The sequence below is a fragment of the Pseudomonas sp. NY15372 genome (assembly GCF_048068215.1).
GTDB lineage: Bacteria > Pseudomonadota > Gammaproteobacteria > Pseudomonadales > Pseudomonadaceae > Aquipseudomonas > Aquipseudomonas guariconensis_A.
The window spans coordinates 1-19,237 of sequence record NZ_JBLUPY010000022.1 but is presented as its reverse complement, the minus strand read 5'-3'; the positions used below and the strand labels follow the sequence as shown (position 1 = coordinate 19,237).

Below are 19,237 nucleotides of genomic sequence, written 5' to 3'. Positions count from 1 at the left end.
TCACCATTGCCCGTAGGGGATGCCGTTCAGGCCATTGCCGCTGGCCTTGGAATACACGTCGAAGACATCGCGGCCTTCACGTGGGTTGTCGGCACTGCTGTCGTAGGCGCGCAGGCCCCAGCCGCCTTCGTCCTCATGCTTGGCCGCCACCAGCGGGTCATGGGGGATGCGGCGCAGGAAGTAGAACTTGGCGCCCTTGGCACTGCGCACATCGCGCACGCCTTCGACCAGCACCTGCAGGCTCGGCGGGTAGCCGCTGCTGTCCAGGCGCTTTTCGATGTAGCCGGCGTCGAAGGCACGCTTGTAGGCATCGATGGCATCGCGGATCTGGTACAGCGCCTCGCGCAGTTGCTGCTCCTTGCCCCGACGCACCACGGTCTCGGTCAAGGGCGCGGCCATGGTGGCAAGCAGCCCGAGCAGCGCCAGGGTCAGCACCACCTCGATCAGGCTGAAGCCCTGCTGTTGGCGTTTCATGGCAGCGGGTCCACTTGGCGAGTGACGGCGGCCGGCACAGTGGCCACGGTGCCCTGCGGTTGCGATGCGTCCGGTTGCGAGGTTTCAGGCTGTGCCAGCGGTGCCATCATCTGTTGGCGCACCTGCAGGCTCGACTCGGTGCCGGTGGCGAACTCCATGTCCGACGGGCTCTGGTACGGCAGGTTGCGCACGATGCGCGGGGTGATCGCCAGCACCAGCTCGGACTTGCTCTTGTCGTCGCGGTTACTGCCGAACAGCCTGCCCAAGCCAGGGATGTCGCCGAGGCCAGGGATCTTGTTGCCGCTGGAGGTCAGGTCGTTGCGCACCAGGCCCGCCAGCACCTGGGTTTCGCCGTCGTGCAGGCGCAGGCTGGTCTGGGCGTTGCGGGTATCGACCTGTACCGGGATGGTGCCTTGGCGGGTCGGCTCCAGGGGCGTGGCGTTGCTCACTTCCAGGGCCACCTTGATCGCTACTTCGTTATTCAGGTGCACAGTGGGCTGCACTTCGAGCTTCAGGCCCACGTCCAGGTAGGTGACGCTCTCGGTGATTACCGGGCCCTGGGTCGATGGCACCGAGGTGGCGCTGATGATCGGCACCCGCTGGCCGATGTGGATGCGCGCCTGCTCGCGGTTGCTCACGCGGATCACCGGGCTCGCCAGCGTATTGATGTCCTTGTCAGCGGCGTTGATCTTGGCCTGGGGCGCCGGGGCGATACTGATGCGGCCCGAATCGATGCCGCGCAGCTGGTCGAGCACGCTGACCGGGTTGCCTTCGTCATTGAGCACGCCGAAGGTATTGGGCCATTGCAGGCCGAGGTCGAGGATGCGCGAACGGGCCACCTCCATTACCTCCACCTCCAGCACCACTTCCGGGTTGGACTGGTCCTGGGACTGCAGCAGCTTCTCGGCCATGCGCACGGCATCGGGGGTGTCGCGCATGGTCAGGGTGTTCAAGCGCTCGTCGACGAACACGTCGCGGGTCTTGAGCATGGTCTTGACCATGTTCAAGGCAGTGTTGGCGTCGATGCTGGTCAGGTAGAAGGTGCGCATGACCAGTTCCTGGTAGTCCTTGGTCTTCTGCGGCGAGTCGGGGTAGATCAGCAGGGTGTTGTCGTTGACGATCTTCTGGTGCAGCTGGTTCTGCTCCAGCAACAGGGCCACGGCGTCCTCGATGCGTACGTCGCGTACGAAGATGGTGGCTTTCATCTCTGGGCGCAGGTCCTTGTCGAAGATGAAGTTGATGCCGGCGACCTGGGCCAGGACCTCGAAGATGGTCTTGAGGTTGGCATCCCGAAACTCCAGGGTCACCGGCCGTTCCAGCTTGCTGCGCAGCTGCGGGTAAGGCTGGGCGGTACGTGCCTGGACGTTCTCGATGTCGCTGCGCAAGGCGATGCCCTTCTGGTTCTGCGGGTCCAGGCGCAGCACGTCGCGCATGTAGCGCTCGGCGCCGAACAGGTCACCCTGGCGCAGCGCGGCCTGGCCCATGGCCACGCGCTCGTCGAGGTTGCGTACCAGCTCCAACTGGCGGATGCCTTCCTGGGCTCGGCGGTTGTTCGGTTCGATGGTCAATATCCGGCCATAGCCCATGCGCGCACTGGCGAAATCGTGGCGGATACGGTCGCTGTCGGCCTGGGTCAGCAAGGCTTCCACTGCCTGCTGGCGCCCGTGGGCCAGGGCAATGTTCAGCTCGGTATCACGCGGGTCCTCGCGCAAGGCCTGCTCCAGCATGGCGATACCCGCCTCGTACTGCCCTTCTTTCATCAGCTCGGCGCTGTCCTGGCGCGTGGCGTTCGAGCCGCAGCCGGCCAGGGCCGCGCAAAGGGCCAGAAGCATGAACGGAGCAGGCTTGCACAACTTCGACGGCTTCATGGTGCGCTCCCGACAGACAAGGTCTGTGACTGGTGCAATGGCAGGTAGACCAGGTTCAGCTCGGTGGCCGAGACCCGGTCGAGGCGGTAGGTTTGATCGATCACATCGCCCTGGCGTACGACGTAGAGCTTCTCCCCGCTCTGCAGGAATACCTGGTGGTCGTCGCGGTCGCCCAGGCGGCCGATGAACTGGAACGGCAGCGCCGGGGCGGTGGGTTCAGCCGGTGCCACGGGGGTAGCGGCGGCGGGTTGCTCGGTGACGGTGGCGAGGGTCTTGGCTGGGGTCCATTGCTGGGGTGGGAACAGGTCCCTCGAGGGCTGGGCTGGCTTCGTCGCCGGCAAGCCGGCGCCCTCTTGGGTGGCTGCACCTTGTACTTGGGTGGGGGCCGGCTTGCCGGCGAGTGGTGCCACCTCATCCTGCTGCCCGAACCAGTGCCCAGGGGCCCACGCCAAGGCGCCTGAAAGCCCGAGGAAACCCGCCCACATCACCGTGCGCTGAATGTTCATCACGACCTCGACAGGTAAAGGGTCATGCGCAGGCGACCATTGAGCTCGCGGTCACCGATGCGCTTGCGCTGTAGCTCCAGGTCCTCGAGAACCAGGGTCGGCAGCTGGCCGAGCAGCGCCTGGAGGAAACCGCGGATCTGCGGATAGCTGCCCCGCACCGGCAGCACGATCTGGTAGCGCGCCAGTTGGGTCTTGGGGTCGACCCCCAGGGCGTACTCACCACGGGCCAGGCTGATACGCTCGGCACTGGCCAGGTGGTACAGGCGCTCGATCAGTTCGCTGGCCTGGGGCTGGCCGGGCAGTTGCTGACGCAGGCTGTCGAGGGCCTGCTGCTCGGGCTTGGCGGCCACCTTCAGCTCGCCGCGCCTGACCCGCTGCACCTGTACGCTGGCGTCAGCCTCGCTGGCGCGCAGTTCACGTACGCCCTGCCACTGCGGCAAAACCCAGGCGAAACCGACCAGCACGGCCAGGCCCGCCGTCAGCAGCGCGGCGCCGCCGACACGGCCCAAGCGGGCCAGGTGTTCATGAAGGATCAGGCTAGGGACGCGCATGGCCGGTCTCCCAGGTGGCGGTCAGATTGAAGCGCACTGGGTGCTCGGGCTGGCCAGACACCACCTCGTGGTTGAGCAGCGAAACATCGCGTAGCGCCTCGCTGCGCTCCAGGCGCTGGTGGTACTGCAGCATGGCTTCCAGGTTGCGGGCCTCGGCGGCGATGCGCACCTGGCCCTTGCGTGCATCGGGGGTCAGCGTCAACAGCGCCACGTCTTCCTGGGGCTGGGCCTCGAGCATGGCGAACAGTTGCTGCCAAGGGCGTTGCAGCTGTTGCGAAACGCTGCGCATCTGCGCCAACTGCTCGGCCTGTTCGCGGCTGGCGGCGCTGCCCTGCGGCGCGCTGTCCTGCGGGCGACGGCCCAGTTGCTGTTCAAGCCGGTGAACCCGTCCTTCCAGGTCCAGCCGTTCACCTTCGAGCTGCTGCTGAACCAGCAGCAGCGCGGCCAGTACGGTGCAACCCAGGGCCAATGACGCCCAGGCCATCAGGCTGCTGCGGGGGGGCTGGAATTCCAGGTCGAGGCGGCGCATGTCAGGCCACCGCCCGCCACATGGCGCACAACGGGTCGTTCTCGGCGGCCGGCTGGCACAGCTGTACCGCCGCCAGCTGCGGCGCGTCACCCCGGCCAGGCGCATGCAGGTACACCCGTGGCAGGTGTTCGCCATACAGCTCGCAGGTGCGCTCGATCAATGCCTGCAAGGCCTGGTCGTTGTCGGCGCAGCCCTGGCTCAGCACCTGTTGCCAGGCCCCGCCAGCGGCCAGCAGCAGCACGCTGCGCCGCGGCTCGGCCAGGACGAAGAGAAAGTCGCCCTCCTCCAGTTGCGCCGAGCAGCTGTTGTAGGCAGCCATCAGATAAGGCTGCACCGAGCGCAGGACCAGGCGGTTTTCCCGGCCTAGCGTCTTGAGCGCCTGCAGCAGTGCCTCGGGCAGCGCCGTGGCGATGCGCGCGGCGCCGGCCGCTTCAGGCGAGAGAACGATGCGCCAGTCGTCCAGCGGCTGGCCGTAGAGGTTCTCGAAGCAGGCCCGAGCATAGGCATCGAGCTCGCGCGGGTGGCCGATGGCATCGCTCCAGGGCACCAGGCAGAAGCGGCTATAGCGGGCAGACAGCAGCACCTGCAGCCGGGCGCCGCGGGGCGCGTGCTCGGCCAGCAGTTCGGCCAGGGCGGCGACGGCCGGTGCCCAGGCCGGTTGCCCGGCTTCGCCGGTGAATGCGCGGCTGCCCAGCCACTGGTGTTGGTTGGCGTGCCAGCGACCCAGGCCGACACCTTCGGCGCCGAGGACGGCGCAATAGTTATCAGGCGATAAATGTGACACGGTTGATCTCCTCAAGCGTGGTACGGCCCTCGCGGACCAGGTCCAGGGCAGATGCGCGCAGCAGCCGCAGGCCGCGCTGGCAGGCCAGCGCCTTGATCTGCGACAGGGGGCGGCGTTCGACGATCATCTGCCGCAGGTCGTCATCCAGGTGCAGCAGTTCGGCAATGGCGCTGCGCCCGCGATAGCCGCTGCCGCGGCACTGGCCGCAGCCTTGGGCGCGGACGAAGGTCCAGCCGGCGACGCCTTCGCGGGTCAGCCCGGAGGCTGTCAGGGTTTCGTCGTCCGGCTCGGCACTGACTGCGCAGTGCGGGCAGGCCAGGCGGATCAAGCGCTGAGCCAGCACGGCGTTGAGCGCCGAGACGAAGCTGTAGGGGTCGACCTGCATCTGGCTGAAGCGGCCGATCACATCGAAGACGTTGTTGGCGTGGATGGTGGTGAACACCAGGTGCCCGGTGAGCGCCGACTGCACGGCGATCTGCGCGGTGTCAGGATCGCGGATCTCGCCCACCAGGATCTTGTCCGGGTCGTGGCGCAGGATCGAGCGCAGGCCGCGGGCGAAGGTCAGGCCCTTCTTCTCGTTGACCGGAATCTGCAGCACGCCGGGCAGCTGGTACTCGACCGGGTCCTCGATGGTGATGATCTTGTCCACGCCGTGGTTGATCTCGCTGATCATGGCGTAAAGGGTGGTGGTCTTGCCGCTGCCGGTGGGGCCGGTGACCAGAATCATGCCGTAGGGCTCGGCGGCCAGCCGGCGCAGCGCCAGCAGGGTGTGCTCGGCAAAGCCCAGGGCCTGCAGCTGCACGCCGCTGACCCGGTCGGACAGGTCCTGCTTGTCGAGCACCCGCAGCACCGCGTCCTCGCCGAAGATGCTCGGCATGATCGAGACGCGGAAGTCGATCTGGCGCTCGCCCACGGCGACCTTGAAGCGGCCGTCCTGCGGCACGCGTTTCTCGCCGATGTCCAGTTCGGCCATGACCTTGATGCGTGAGATCACCTGCTCGGCGAACGCGCTGCCGCTGGCCTTGCCGGCACCGGTGAGCACACCGTCGATGCGGTACTTGATGGTCAGGCCCTGGCCGGTCATGCCCAGGTGAATATCGCTGGCATGCTGCTTGAGGGCATCGTAGAGGGTGGCGTTGACCAGCTTGACCACCTTGCTCTGGTCTTCGCTGATGCTGGCCAGGGACAGGCGCTGCAGCGGGTCGGCCTCACTGCCAGGCTCGGCGTCGTGCTCCAGGGCATCGACGGCATGGAAGCTTTCCTCCTGGCGGGCCAGGAAGGTGGCGATGTCGGCGGCCTGGGCCAGGTACAGCGGCGCGCCTTGCAGGCATTCATCGATCCAGGCCAGGCGGGCGTGGTCGAAGGGGTCGGCGAACACGCCGATGATCTGGCCCTGGTGCTGCACCAGGACGAATTCGCGTTTCAGGCACAGGGCCAGGCTGGCCCGCTCGAACAGCGGGGTGCTGGTCAGCAGCGCCTGGCTGTCGAGCACCGGATAGTGCAAGGTGGCGCCCAGGCGGCGGACGAACGTGGCCGGCTCGTCACAGGCCAGACGGGCCAGGCAGTCCAGCAGGCGTTCGTCACCGGCCTGGAGGCGGGCTTGGGCAAGCAGTTCGCGGGAATAGCCCGTGGCAGGGATCGGGTGGGCTGCAACAGAGGCTTCTGACATGGCCTGCGACTCCGCTCAGGGGCGCGTCGCAGGCTGGCTCGGGGATGCCGGGGTGGCTGCGGGCGCCGCTATTCCCCGGTGAGCAGGTCGTCTTCAGGTGCGGGAGGCTTGGCGCCGTCACGTCGGCGGTCGGCCAGTACCCAGCTGCCATCGTACATCTGCAGGGGGAACGTCTGGTTCCTGTTCTGGCGTCGTTCGACGAAACCCTCGGCCTGTTGCTCCGCTGCCCGCGGCTGGCGCTCCGTGCCGGTCAGGTCGGATACCGCGCGGGCCAGTTCCAACAACGGGAACGGCTTGAACAGGACATGGGTCACGCCAAGTGTGGCGGCCCGCTCACGGACCTCGGCGGTCGGGTGGGCGGTGATCAGCACGAAATGGCACTGCCTGTTCTTGCGCACGGTCTCCAGGACCTGGAACCCCTCCATGTCGGGCAAGCGGTAATCCAGCACGATCACGTCCGGTGCCAGGCTTTGAGCCTGGGCGATGCCACTGGCACCGTCGTGGGCGACATGGACTTCCAGGCCTTGCGTCTGCAGGTAGGCCTGCAGGTTTTGCGCAAGGGTCTGCTCGTCATCGACTACCAATACTGTGTTCACCAAGGTCGACTCCCAAGAACTGCCCGGTTGCCCGGTCTCTGGAGTTCAGCCTTGTACAGGCTTGAGCATCCTTCGTGCCAGGCGTGAATAGTCATGTCGCACCACTGTAAGTCATTGATTCCACTAAGCCCGCCAACGGGTGCCTGCAGAGTCTCCCCAAATACGGGGAAACTGATGGCATTTGGCCCCCTGCGTAATTCCCCAGGAGTGGGGAAAACCCGCGCGCCAGTGAGGCTAGTCAACCGCTCGTTCAACCTTCGCCCCTTCACGCAGGCGGTGGCGCACCGATTGGCGTGCCTGGGCTTGCATCTGGCCGACGAGCGCGACCCTGGCCCAGGCCAGGCCCTGCTCACGTTCGACCGGGATTTCATGATTTTGGTTCTGCATCCCTTGCATGCTTTCCTTGTTGGCCTGATAGAAGGCCTCGACCTGTGCCTCGGTGGGTTCGTCGATAGCCGTGAGCTGGGCATACACCTGTTGCGCGGCCATCTCGTGACGAGTGTAGTCGGCGTACCCGGCCCTATCGAAACCGGCATCGGCCAGGCGGCGTTCGAACACCGTGGGGTTGCCGAAGGCCTGTTCGACCTCGCCGACCCGCGCCGCCACGGTTTCGTCACTGACCACGATGCCACGACGCTGGGCTTCCTGCCACAACAGTTCCTTGTCGATCAGCTCGTCCAGGGCCTGTTCGCGCAGGCGCTTGTACAGGCTCGGGCTGCGGATGCTGGTCACCGCCCGCCCCTGGTCCTTGAGGTACTCGGCAAAGTAGCGTTCCAGGCGCGTGACGCTGATTTCCACGCCATTGACCCGCGCCGCGGCGAGGTCCGCCTGGCTGACCGGGGCCAGCCCCAGGAGCAGGCACAGCAACAGGATTCGCATGACAACCTCCGTTCAGGGTGTATCCGGCATCGAGCGATACGCCGCCGCGGTATGGAACTGCGGCCCGGGCAACGTCACTTGCACCACATGGGCCCCGGCCAGGCCCTGGCGCCGACCTGGGCCGAAACCCAGGGCCGGGGTCAGGCCGGTCTCGACGTCATGCAGCCCTTCCAGGGCCTGCACCAGCTGTTCGCGGCTGGCGTCGCGGCCCACCTGCCTGAGGGCCTCGGTCATCAACACCAGGGCGCACCGGGTGCTGACCTGCAACGATGCCTGGCGACCATCCAGGCCTTGTCGCTCACGCAGCCCGGCCAGGGTGGCGAGCCCTTGTGAAGTCCAGTCCGCCGGGACGAAGGGATAAGCCAGGAACACGCGCTCGGACCACTGCGCCGGCAGGCTCGGCAAGGCGCCGGCCACCTGGCTGGAGGCTGCGAACAGATAGGGTGCGCGACCAGCCGCCTGCAGTGCCGCCGCCAGCTCGGCAAAGGCCTGGGCGCGGCCTAGGAAGACGATACCCTGGCCCTGCACCGCCTGGCCATCGAATGCCTGCACCGGGCCCGATGCCCAGCCTGCGGCCTGCAAGCGCTGGCGCACGGCTTCAGCCTGTGCGGCCTGCCCCGGGCCGGCATAGACCACTTGCAACGCCTCGGGCGGCAGGCCCAGGCCGGCCCGGGCATGCCCAGCCAGGCTCAGCAACTGCTCGGGCAGGCCGGGCAAGGGGTCGAAGATCTGTGGGCTGGCGCCGCTGTGGGGTGTACTGCCGACCAGCGGCACGTCGCGTTGTTCGAGTGTCGCGGCCAACTCATCGTCGAGCATGGGGGCCAGCGGACTGATCAGGGCGAAAACCTGCGCCTCGTCCAGCAAGCCATCCAGGGCCTGCCTGGCGCCCTGCGGGTCGACGCCAGGGTCGCGCACCACCAGTTCCAGACGCCGCCCATGAATACCGCCCTGCTGGTTGAGTTGCGCCAGGCCATCCTCCAGCACCGCACGCACCACCCTGCCCGCCTCGGCCAGCGGCCCGCTGGCCGGCAACAGGGTACCCAGGCGCAGTACGTCCGGCTCGACACCGGGGTCGCGCTCCTCGCCCAGGCGCTTGAGGTACGCCGTGAGGTTGCGCTGGTCGGCCAGGGTCAGCTCGAAACGTGGCATGGACGGGTCCAGTCGGTTGCCCGCAGGGTCCACGCCCTGCTGGATGGCCCGGGCCAGGCTGGCCTCGGCATAGGCCGGGTAGCGCCTGCCATTGGCCTGGCGCTCGCCCTGCCCCATGGCCAGGCGCTGCCAGTCCAGGCTTGGCGGGCGCACCCCACCCTCGGCGCGGCCACGGCCGTCGTTGCCATGGCAACTGGCGCAAGGCAGCACACTGGCCGGCACGCTCATGTCGCTGGCGCCTACCCGGGCCAACAACTGGGCATCGCTGCTCGACAGGCCTTCGCGGTACAGGCGCTTGCCAGCCTGCTCCTGCTCGGTCAGGTCCAGGGCCATGGCCGTAGTGGACAACAACCCCACCAGGACCAACCACCCCCCTGTAGGCGCGGCCTTGCGCCGCGAACGGCCGATCGCGGAGCAAGCCCGCTGCCACAAGGCGTGCATCAGTTGCGTGGGCGAGCACATGGCGCTCACCGGCCTGCCAGGGGTTGGGCCAGCAACTGCATGCGCTGGGCGATGGCCGCAGGCGGCGCGTCGGGGCGGATCTTGCTCCAGCGCTTGCCGGCCACGTCACCGGCGATCAGTTGGGTGGAATGCTGCTCGGGGCTGGGCAGGAACTGCCCCAGGCGCCCTAGCACCAGGTCGACATTGGCCTTGCCGCCGGTCAGGAACAGCCAGTTCGGGCCGTCCACGCCCTGTTTGCGGGCAAAGGCCTTGAGCGCGGCCGGGGTGTCGTTGAGCGGGTCGCTGCTGACCGAGACGAAGGTCACCTGGCTCGCCAGCTCCGGCCCCATGGCCTCGCGCACTTCGCGCAGCTTGCGGGTGATCAGCGGGCAGGCGTCGTTGCAGTGGGTGAAGATGACGTTGAGCATCACCACCTTGTCCTTGAGCACATCACTGTAGAAGCGCAGTTCGCGGCCGTCCTGGTCCTTGAGCACGGTGTCGGTGAACCAGGCCTGTGCGTCCCGAGTACCGCCGCCACTGACCATCGGCTGCGGCGCCGGTTGCGGGGCCGGCCCGGCCGAGGCATGGTCTTCGTGGGCCATGGCCACCGAGGCGAGGATCCACAGGCAGCCGACCAGGGTCAGCCAATCGAGGCCGCGCATGCCGAGGCGGCGGGTGCTGGTGGTGGTCATGGCTGTACCTCCTGCTGGCGATCCGGCCCGCCGGCGATGGCGGTGCTCTTGGCGTGTACGCGGCGGGCGCTGAGGCGGTTGATCTCGGCGACCAGCACGGTCGGGTCGGTGAAGCCGTAATAACGCGTCCAGTGGCCGCTGCGCCCGTCACCGACGAGAATCAGCGGCGGGTGTTGGCTCAAGTCGGCGCTGAAGCTGCCCAGGCCCTTGAGGGTCTCGGTGATGGCGTAGGGCGAGCCAGTCAGCCAGCTCCAGCCTGGGCCATGCTGGAACGCCTTGGCGTAGCCGAGCAGGCGCTTGGAGTCGTCGCGCTGCGGGTCGACGCTGATCGACACCAGCTGGATCTCCTCACCGACCCGCCCGCCCAGCTGCTGCTGAACCTTGGACATGATCGACGACACCACTGGGCAGACCGTGGTACAGCTGGTGTAGATGAACCCCATGACCACCAGATGATCCCCAACCAGGTCTTTTTCCAGGCGCACCGGCATGCCGTCCTGGTCGAGCAGCGAGACATCGGCAAAGCGCACGCTGGCCTTCTCCTGGCGGGCCGCTGGCGGTTGCTGGGCATGGCCGCTGTGGTCATGCCCGGCGTGGGCCTGGGCCAGTTGGCTGGCCAACAGCAGGCTCAGGGCGATCAGGTTGCAAGCAAGCTTGGCGTTCATCGCACACTCCTGGGTTTCCCTTGGGAAGCGGTAGAAGCTGCGGCCGGCAGGACACGCAGGCTGGTGTAGTTCTCTTCGGCGAACTTGCGACCGAGGGTCGGCGACTGCACATGCAGGTACCAGGCCCCGGCCTCGGCCAGTTGCAGCGAACCCTGGTACACGCCATCGCCCACTTCTTCGAGCGGCAGGCTGCGAGGCATCGAGGATGGCGCCAGGAAGTAGCGCAGGCTCAGGTCACGCAGGCCCAGGCGCGGCTCGCCGTCGTCGCCGAGGATGCGGACCCGGGCGACGAATTCGCTGTGCTGCAGGGCCGGCTGGCCGTTGCCGAGGAACTGGGCGTGTACGCCCTTGCGCTTGGGCGCATCCGGCGATGCCGCCACGCGGGTGCTGAAGCAGTGGATGATCTGCGGCTGGTTGAGCAAAAAGGCCACGTCGAAACTGCCCGCCGCCGGCAGCTTAACCGTCGAGCCATACACCCCAGGGGCCAGCTCGCGCAGGCTGCGGTCGATGACGATGGCCGCACGGGCCTGGTGGCCACGGTTGTTGTAGCCGGACATCGGCGCGTTCATGCCTTCGGCATAGAAGTAGGTGGTGTTGTCCACGGGGTTGACCACGAACACCAAGTTGTCGTCCCGGGCCACCGACAGCCCTTGGGCCAACGGCAGGTCGCCGGCCTGGCGGGGCGCCGCGGGGCCAGCCTCGAAACCCTGGACGATCGGCTCGCGCCCGGCCCCGAGGCTCGACAGGTTGATCATGCTGACTTTCGGTGAGGCCAGGCCACGCACGTAGGCATAGCCCTTGGTGAAGGTCAGTTGGTACGGCTCGGCCGCCACCGGGATACGGTGGATCAGTTGGTCGTTGCTGGCATCGATCACCAGGGCCTGGTTCTCCAGAGTGTTCAGCACGATGCCGTAGCGGCCGTCGTCGCTGAACTGCATGGGCCCAAGGCCGGGCTCGGCCTTGACCGTGTGGCGCAGCTGGTGGCTGCGGGCGTCGATCACACGGACCGAGCCCTCCTTGCCATCGGCCACGTACACCGCCTGGGACAGCGACGAGTAGGCCACCGACAACGGATGTGGGCCGACCTGCAGGGTCTTGGCCAGGCGCATGTCGGCGGCATCGATGATGCTCAGGGTGCCTGCGTCGCGGTTGCTGACGAAGGCGTAGCGCGAGTCGTTGCTGAAGGCGATCTCGTGGTGCCCGGAGCCGGTGATGAACGACTTGAGCATGCCACGGCTGGGCACGTCGATCACGGTGACCCCACCCTTGGCCGGGTCGCTGCTGTTGTTGCCTACCCACAACCGGCGTTGGTCCGGTTGCAGGGCCACGCGCAGCGGCTGCTCGCCCGCCTCCAGGTTGGCCACACGGGTGAAGGTCTCGGTATCGATCACCGCTACCTGGCCCTGATCAGGCATGGAGACGAACACCTGCTTGTCGTCGCTGGTGGCCACCCAGTCCATGGGCCGGCCCGGTAGGTCGATGCGCGCCAGGGTGCTGGTCACCCCGCCCACCGAGACCGTGGGGTCGATCACCGTCAGGCTGGGGTCTTTGTTCAATACCAGCAGGAAGTAGCTGTTGAGGTCGAGCAAGGGGCGCGCGCCGATGCTGCTCTTGAGGAACAACGCCACCCGCGCCTTGCAGCTGCTGTCGCGGTCGCCGGTCGGGGCCGACTGCGCCGGGTCCAGCCAGGCCCCCGGGGCCATGCCCGAGAGCGGCTGGCCACTGGCCTGATCGCTGACCTTGAAACGGATGTTGGCGAAGCTGCCTTCGCGCAGCACGCCGCCATCCAGGGGCCGCGCCTCGAACTCCACGGTCACGCCATCGCGGCTGAGCCGGTGCAGGCCCTGCGGGTCGGCAGGCTCCTGCAGCAGCTCGCGGGGGTCGCACCAGAGCTTGTCGTAGGCAAGCCCCAGCCCGATCAGCGCCACCCCCAGCATCACCCCCAGGTACGCGGGACGATTTTTCTTGTTCATGCGCGCTCCCCCTTCTCTCATTGCGCCGGGGCGGTGGCCGGTGGCGCTTCGTTGGTGACCCGCAGGAGGCCCCACAGCCCCGAGAGGTTGCCGTAGGCGCCGTAGTCGCGGAACAGGTAGTCCCCCGGCACGGCGTTGGCCCCACCGGCGCTGGGCAGCATGAAGCTGAAGTGCGCCGCCGGCAGTACGCTTTCCTGGGAACCCACGTAGATCGCCATCGGGTTGTAGCCAAAGCGCACCGAACCGACCCCTGGCAGCCCCATGGGGTAGCCACTGGCATCGCTCTTCTCGGCTTGGTAGGCATGCAGCGGCCACAGGTGCCCGTCTAGCTGGTAGATCATGCCGCGGCTGCCACCGCCAGGCATGAGCACATGGCTGCGCAGCGGTTGGCCGGGTTTGGCCCAGAGCACCGGGGTCTGCGGGTCGCCGCCGACCAGTTCATTGCTGTAGGCCATGTGGGCGTTGGGCACGTCACCGAAGCCCAGGCCAGCGGCGCGGCCGAACGGCGAGTCGGGCGCCATGCCGAAGCGCAGCCACAACGGTTCGGTCTTGTAGTTGACCGCCATGTTGCCGTTGTCCTGCGGGTCGGCGGCCGCGCCGTTGCCCTCGGTATTGATGCCCTCCACCGGCCGGCCATCGGCCCAGCGCATGTTCAGTGCGCGTTGCCACACCGTGACGAAGTCGCGGTATTCCGGCTGCCCGTTGGCCTTGACCGTAGCCTGGGCGCGGCTGGCGCCGTCCTCGGTCCAGGTCGCGCCCTGGGGCAGGATGCTCATGGCCCCCACCAGGCCCTTCTGCGGCTGCTTGATCAGGTCCGCCGGGGTCAGGTTCAAGCCGCCGAACTCGATGGCGGTGGTGTTGATGTTGTCCACCGTGCGCCCCAATTGCAGCACCGGCTTGCCTTCACGCTCCAGGTGCCCGGCATAGTACTGATACACCTTGGTCGGGTAGGCACCGCTGTTGCCGGCTCGTGGCGGTACGGTCTGCACCGGGTTCAGGCCCACGTTGGTGCCATCGGACTTGGTGATGTCGTAGGCCAGCAGTTGGGCATGCAGGCCCACATGGCTGGATGGGCGCATCTGGTTGTTGTTGAAGGCTGTGGAACCTTCGCTGTCGTTGCGGTCGCGCTTGACCACGCCATGCATCACCGCGGTGCTGGCCAGGTCCGGCATGACCAGTGGCAGGCGGTTCTCCAAGGTAATGCTGATGCAGTCACCTGAGTTGGCGCGCAACACCAGCGGCTCTACCGGAACCCCAGGCTTGAGCTTGCCGGTGGTCGGGTCGAGGTCGGCCTTGCGCACGTAGAGGATCGCGGTCGGGTCGTGCAACGGCGCGCTGTGGCCACCGATGGTGAAGGTCTCGCCATCCTCGGGGTCGACCCCGCTGACCAACGGGATGCTGGTGCGGCGGCTGTTGAACACCAAGGTGCCGCCATTGGCCTTGAGCGGGCCGCCGACATGTTGGCCGACCCCGGCCGGGTCGACGATGCTGACGCCGTTGCGGTTCTCCAGGATGTCGTTGGCCAGCGCCGCGACCACTTCATAGTTGCGCTTGACCGTCGGCCGGCTGCCGATGCCGGTGGGGTTGGCGGTTGTTTTCGGGCAGATGCCGTCGAACGCCACGGTGTTGCGCATGGCCACCGGCTGCGGGTTGTTCGGCAGCGGGAACAGGTCCGGACGCTGGGCGGTGTAGTTGCGCATGATGCCCCAGATACCGTTCCAGTAGCCCTCCAATGCCGCATCGAGGGAATACAGGTAGTCGCCGTTGGTGGCCGCCGAACTGGAGATCATCGAGACCGGCGCCATGAACCCCAGTTGTTCGGAGATGCCGACCATCTGCGAGGATTTCCACCCCGAGTTGGAGCTATTGCCGAAGCCCGAGCCGTTCTGCAGCCACTTCACGCCATGCAGGGTGACGTTGTGCTCCTCTTCATGACCGCCGGCATGCATGCGCAGCCGCACGTTGTCGCCCGAATAGGTGCGCAGCATCGGGGTGAAGGGGTCGCCCGGCTCGGTGCCCAGATTGACGTGCGGCGGGAACAGCGTGGTGCCGCCGGTCGGGCCGACCGCCGAGGTGATCGCCGAAGGCGCCTGGTTCATCGCCGGGATGGCGCGGTCGGTGCGGGTCTGCAGGGCATAGGCCAGGTCGCCGGCAAGGCCGTCGGCCTGCATGCCACGCTTGCCGTCCGGGCCGACCTTGTTCGGGTCGAACACCCGCAGGGCCAACGGCTCGTTGCGGTAGTTGACGACGAACATGCCTGGGTCATCCACCGAGATCGCCTGTGGGCACGGGCGGCTTGGGCAACCCGGGGCCAGCCCGCCTCGGGATTCGACGATGGCTTCCAGCAGGTTGGAGGCCTTCTGCCGCACAGGCGGGTTGATGGCGTAGCGGAAGCTGTCGGCGGTGGCCGGGTAGGCCTGGGCGTCCGGCTTGCCGTCGGGGCCTGCACCTACGTACACGCCGGCCTCGTAGGCATGCTGGAAGTCGCTGTACTCGAGGAAGAACTCGCGGTAGCTGTCGTTCTTGCCATCGCCGTCATGGTCGCCGGTCTGGATCACCGCCTGCCACGAGGTCGGGCCGCCATCCTGGCGGGTGGCCGGGTTGTACAGCTTCTCGCCGGTTTCGGCGTGGTACCAGGTGGAGCCGGCAGGCTCGGCCAGTACGGTGGCGTACAGGCCCAGTTGCTGGTGGGTCGATGGGCCGAGGTGGTCGTGGGTGAAGATGGTACCCAGGCCACGGTCGACGTTGTGCACGTTGACCAGCGGGTCGGCGAACCAGCGTTGCATGGCGGTGCGTGCACCGAGCCAGTCGGCCCGGCCGAAGCGGCCGAAGTACGGGTGTTGCTTGGCTTTCGGGCAGGCCGCGGTGCCATCGCGCGGGTCGCCCTCGGTGCAGCCGTTGAAGCTGCGGATGGCCTGGATCCGCTCGACCACGCTGCCGGGCGAGAGGATGCCGTCTTCGTAGTTCCAGCCGTTGGCGGCACCGTCGGCGGCGGTCAGGTCCCATTTGGGCAAGTGGATGTGCTGGCCGATCACGTCGGTGGGGGTACGGACCTGGTAGTCGTCCATTTCATAGAACGACGGGATCAGGTTGGTGTGCTGGTACATGGTGCAGTCGAAGGTGTTCATGCGCATCACCAGCGGCTCCGGTGGGCGCTGCTTGGTGATCACTGGCCAGGCGTCCTCCCACAGGGCCAGGATGCGTGCCTGCGGGAAGTGGTAGCCGACCTTGTTGTACACCGCGTCGAACTGGATGTTGGCACCTTTGTAGATGCGTGGGCGGTCGGCGGTGAAGGTCGAGCCACCCTGGAAGTTGATACCGCCCAGGCTTTCACCGCTGAAGAACTCGCCCACACCCGAAGACTGGGTCAGGCGCTTGCCACGGTCGTCCATGCACGGCTCGTAGTACGGGGCGCCAGCGGTCGGCAGCGCGCCATTGGTGCGGAAGTTGCGCGGCACCGGATCGCCACCCGGGATCAACGCGTAGCTTGGGTGCTCGGCCTGGGCATGAAACTGCATCGCCGCCTGTTCGACATCGGTCCCCTCTTCAGGCAGGTAGATCGGCTTGGCCTTGTGCACCACCTTGGAGAAGTCCAGCTTGGTGGTGGTGGTTACCGCCTCGCCCCCGGCGGATACACCATCGAGCACGTGGCGGCCCAGGCCACCGTCCCAGCCGTCGACCTGGTTGGGGTCGAGGTTGGCCCACAGGGCCTTGCCGCTGTTCTTCAGTTGCTGGGCCAGGGCCGGGTCGAGCATATCCAGTGGCGGGGTCGGTGGACGCTGGCCGACGCTGGTTTCCATGCCGCCGATCCAGAACGGGTAGCCGGGGTTCTTCAGGGTGCCGTCGGCATTGCGGTTGCTCTCGCTGCGGTCGACCAAGGCCAGGGAGCCCACGGCATGCGGCCCGACGGCCTCGTCCAGATGATCGTCATCGCCCTCCTCGGCTTGATCGTCGTCATGTTCGGCGACCAGGGTCTCGGCCAGCCTGGGCACCACGGTGACCTTGCCGGGCATCGGTGCCATGGCCTTGCCAGGCAGTGGCACGATCGCCGGAATCGGCGTGCCGGCCACGATCTCGCCATCCGGCAAGGCCCTGGCGCCGACTGCGGGCTTGCCGCTGCGCAGTGCGAACGGGGTGCTGTGGAAGCCATCCTCGGTTTGCCCGCTCACCTCCAGGCGCGTACCTGCCTCGAACACATCGTGGACCCGCCACATGGCCCACATGCCCTGGGCGAAGTGGGGGTAGAAGTGGCAGTGGTAGATGGCATCGCCCGCTACCCGGTTGCGGTTGCCCGAGCCGCCGTTGGCGATCTCGTAGGTATACCCCCCGCCAGCACCGATACCCTGGGCGTCGATATAGTCGGAGTTGTCATCGTTGGGGTTGAACAGCCACTGGTGGCCGTGCAGGTGGAAGATGTGCTGCTCGTGGCCGTTGTGGGTGTTGCGGAACTTGGTGAAGTCACCGATGTAACTGTGGTGAACGTTGGACGGCTCCGACGGGTACAAAGCCATGTTGGCCTTGACCCCCACCGCGCTGGCAGGCGGTGTCTCGCCGGGGCGGATGTGCTCCAGGCCAACGTTGGCCGGCACGTCCACCAGGGTGCCGACGTCGCCCACGGTATGGGCGCTCAGGAAGAACTCTTCGTAGGCGCAGGACAGGCAGTCATGCATCGGCCCCACGCCCAGGCGGTTGGCCACCACCTCGGCGCCCATGCCGCCGGACCCATAGTTGATCATGAACGAATCCCGGGCCGGCTCCAGCACGTGGCCCATGACCGGGTCGGCCCAGTAGCCGGGGAAGGCCTGGGTCACGGCCACCTCATCGGCGAACTGCGAGGCGAAATCGCGGAAGGCGTCCAGGCGGTTGGGCAGCGCTGGGTTGCGCTTGCCGATGGCTTCCAGGGGGTAGGTCGAAGGTGGGAAGCTGCCGTCGGGGTTGGGGCCCATGACGATGGCGTCGGTCTCGCTGTTGACGATCTCGTTGCCATCGACCATGGCGATGATCGGCTTGCCGGCCTTGCCTTCGGCGATCCACGGCTGGACCTGTGGGTAGCGAGCCTCGTAGTCGACCACCGGCTGGCCGGTGGCGGTACGGCCGGTGGTGGCCAGGCGCATCTCCTCTTCGGTGAGGGTGTTGCGGTAGGTGCGTCCGCCTTTGGGCACCACCACCACTTGGCCGAACAGGCCGTTGGCGACGTTGCCCGCGGTACCCTCGCCCCCAAAGGTGGCGCCCTTGCTGGTGGCGGCGAAGGCACCTTCGCGCTCGGCGTAGAGGGTGTAGCTGCGGGTATTGCCGGGGGCTACCAGGAAGTTGCCATTGCGCCCAGTGTTGGCGGCGATGTCGCTGATGCCGTTGACTGCCTGCATACCGTTGACCTGGAAGCCCACGTGGCGGTCGGCAACCTGCTGGTCGGCGATAACAGGCTCGCCCAGTGGGTCTTCCACTTCGAGCTCTTCGCCTTCGACGTCGGTCTCGATATGGTCGATGCCGTGCTTGTTGGGGTTGGCCTGGTAGGCCAGCAGGTTGGTGAGGTTCACCGTCAGGCAGTCACCAGCGGCCACCCGCAGCACGATCGGCCGCGGGCGCTTGTCCGGGCGCAGGGTGACCTTGCCGGGCACTGCGGCGCCGCCTTGGTTCAGGGGCACCAGCTTGTCATCGACCACATCCTGGCGCAGGGCGAAGATCATGCCGTTGGCGTTCTGGGCGCCCAGGCGGTTGAACATCAGCGGCTGGTCCAGTGCTACCACGTTGGCCACCAGCGTGCGCTGGCATTGCACCGCCGCCTCGCTGGTCGTCTGCCAACCCAGCAGGGCCAGCACGAGTGAAGACAGGACAGAGCCTTTGAGGGGGGTCATCATGCTGCACCTCCGGGGGACACAGGTTCTCTGCGTTGGCCGGAGCAAGCGGCATGCCACAAATATTCTGGCGGTTTTTCAACAGGTTACGTTTGCATTCAAAACAGATTGGGGAGGATTCCCCAGCGGATTCCCCGAAACGGGGTAAGGCTTGGCGCTAATCGTTGGTTCTTTGCGTGACAGCGCAGCGCGATGACTGCATTGAAAATAGCGAAATATCCATTTGCCAGGGCGGCGCTCACTCACCTTTTCGCCTTTACGGCGACCTACTTTTGCTCTTGGGCAAAAGAAGGCAAAGGCCGGTCGGTTATATTTGGGACATTCCATTGGGGCCATACAGCCCATCGCGGGACAAGCCCGCTCCCACAGGCAACCCGCCAGAGGCAAGGTTTGCGTGATCCTGTAGGAGCGGCCTTGTGCCGCGATGGGGCGCGTAGCGGCCCCAATCATTAAGGCAAAGGCAGCCAAGATTCTGATCACAACAGCACAGTGACTTGATCCTACCAAGCAGCCCTTCTGTTGCCTTTGCTTGTGATACGCGATAGCCCAGGCGCCGCCAAACGCGACGTCAGGAGGCCGAGTGGAAGCCTTGCGCAGGTGGGTGCC

Annotated in this window: 14 protein-coding genes; all 14 read right to left on the bottom strand. The window is 66.9% G+C overall.

Translation table 11 applies throughout. The annotated features are described in order from the left end of the window. Positions 1 to 474 carry a type II secretion system protein gene (locus ACNFG0_RS15650; protein ID WP_196146169.1) on the bottom strand — a complete coding sequence of 158 codons (474 nt, stop codon included), beginning with the start codon at positions 472 to 474 and terminating at the stop codon, positions 1 to 3. Continuing rightward, positions 471 to 2,342 (bottom strand): secretin N-terminal domain-containing protein, encoded by a 1,872-nt coding sequence (locus ACNFG0_RS15645; protein WP_328306126.1) that lies wholly within the window; start codon positions 2,340 to 2,342, stop codon positions 471 to 473. Before ACNFG0_RS15645 ends, ACNFG0_RS15650 begins: the two co-directional genes overlap by 4 nt. Beyond that, positions 2,339 to 2,848: a hypothetical protein gene (locus ACNFG0_RS15640; protein ID WP_416765520.1), complete on the bottom strand. Its 510-nt coding sequence runs from the start codon at positions 2,846 to 2,848 to the stop codon at positions 2,339 to 2,341. The genes ACNFG0_RS15645 and ACNFG0_RS15640 overlap by 4 nt, the downstream gene beginning before the upstream one ends. Next, a complete protein-coding gene (gene pilO, locus ACNFG0_RS15635; RefSeq protein ID WP_196146171.1) occupies positions 2,848 to 3,399 on the bottom strand; it encodes a type 4a pilus biogenesis protein PilO in 552 nt (183 codons plus the stop codon). The genes ACNFG0_RS15640 and pilO overlap by 1 nt, the downstream gene beginning before the upstream one ends. Then, positions 3,386 to 3,928, bottom strand: a complete 543-nt coding sequence (locus tag ACNFG0_RS15630) for a PilN domain-containing protein (protein WP_196155991.1) — start codon at positions 3,926 to 3,928, stop codon at positions 3,386 to 3,388. Before ACNFG0_RS15630 ends, pilO begins: the two co-directional genes overlap by 14 nt. A gap of 1 nt (position 3,929) precedes the next feature. Next, positions 3,930 to 4,712, bottom strand: coding sequence for a hypothetical protein (locus tag ACNFG0_RS15625; RefSeq protein WP_196146173.1), 783 nt, complete (start codon positions 4,710 to 4,712; stop codon positions 3,930 to 3,932). Beyond that, positions 4,693 to 6,381 carry a GspE/PulE family protein gene (locus ACNFG0_RS15620; protein ID WP_416765518.1) on the bottom strand — a complete coding sequence of 563 codons (1,689 nt, stop codon included), beginning with the start codon at positions 6,379 to 6,381 and terminating at the stop codon, positions 4,693 to 4,695. Before ACNFG0_RS15620 ends, ACNFG0_RS15625 begins: the two co-directional genes overlap by 20 nt. Positions 6,382 to 6,449: 68 nt before the next feature. Further along, a complete protein-coding gene (locus ACNFG0_RS15615; protein WP_196146175.1) occupies positions 6,450 to 6,980 on the bottom strand; it encodes a response regulator in 531 nt (176 codons plus the stop codon). A 231-nt stretch (positions 6,981 to 7,211) separates the two neighbouring features. Beyond that, positions 7,212 to 7,856, bottom strand: a complete 645-nt coding sequence (locus ACNFG0_RS15610; RefSeq protein WP_416765516.1) for a SurA N-terminal domain-containing protein — start codon at positions 7,854 to 7,856, stop codon at positions 7,212 to 7,214. A gap of 12 nt (positions 7,857 to 7,868) precedes the next feature. After that, a complete protein-coding gene (locus ACNFG0_RS15605; RefSeq protein ID WP_416765514.1) occupies positions 7,869 to 9,467 on the bottom strand; it encodes an ABC transporter substrate-binding protein in 1,599 nt (532 codons plus the stop codon). Between the two features lie 5 nt (positions 9,468 to 9,472). Then, entirely contained in the window at positions 9,473 to 10,138 is a 666-nt protein-coding gene (locus ACNFG0_RS15600) for an SCO family protein (RefSeq protein ID WP_416765512.1), read from the bottom strand. Next, positions 10,135 to 10,803, bottom strand: a complete 669-nt coding sequence (locus ACNFG0_RS15595) for an SCO family protein (RefSeq protein WP_196146179.1) — start codon at positions 10,801 to 10,803, stop codon at positions 10,135 to 10,137. Before ACNFG0_RS15595 ends, ACNFG0_RS15600 begins: the two co-directional genes overlap by 4 nt. Further along, complete coding sequence (locus ACNFG0_RS15590; protein ID WP_416765511.1) at positions 10,800 to 12,776, bottom strand: cytochrome D1 domain-containing protein; 1,977 nt, start codon at positions 12,774 to 12,776, stop codon at positions 10,800 to 10,802. Before ACNFG0_RS15590 ends, ACNFG0_RS15595 begins: the two co-directional genes overlap by 4 nt. Before the next feature lie 17 nt (positions 12,777 to 12,793). Beyond that, positions 12,794 to 18,634 carry a manganese-oxidizing multicopper oxidase MnxG gene (gene mnxG / locus ACNFG0_RS15585; protein ID WP_416765510.1) on the bottom strand — a complete coding sequence of 1,947 codons (5,841 nt, stop codon included), beginning with the start codon at positions 18,632 to 18,634 and terminating at the stop codon, positions 12,794 to 12,796. Between the last annotated feature and the right edge of the window lie 603 nt (positions 18,635 to 19,237).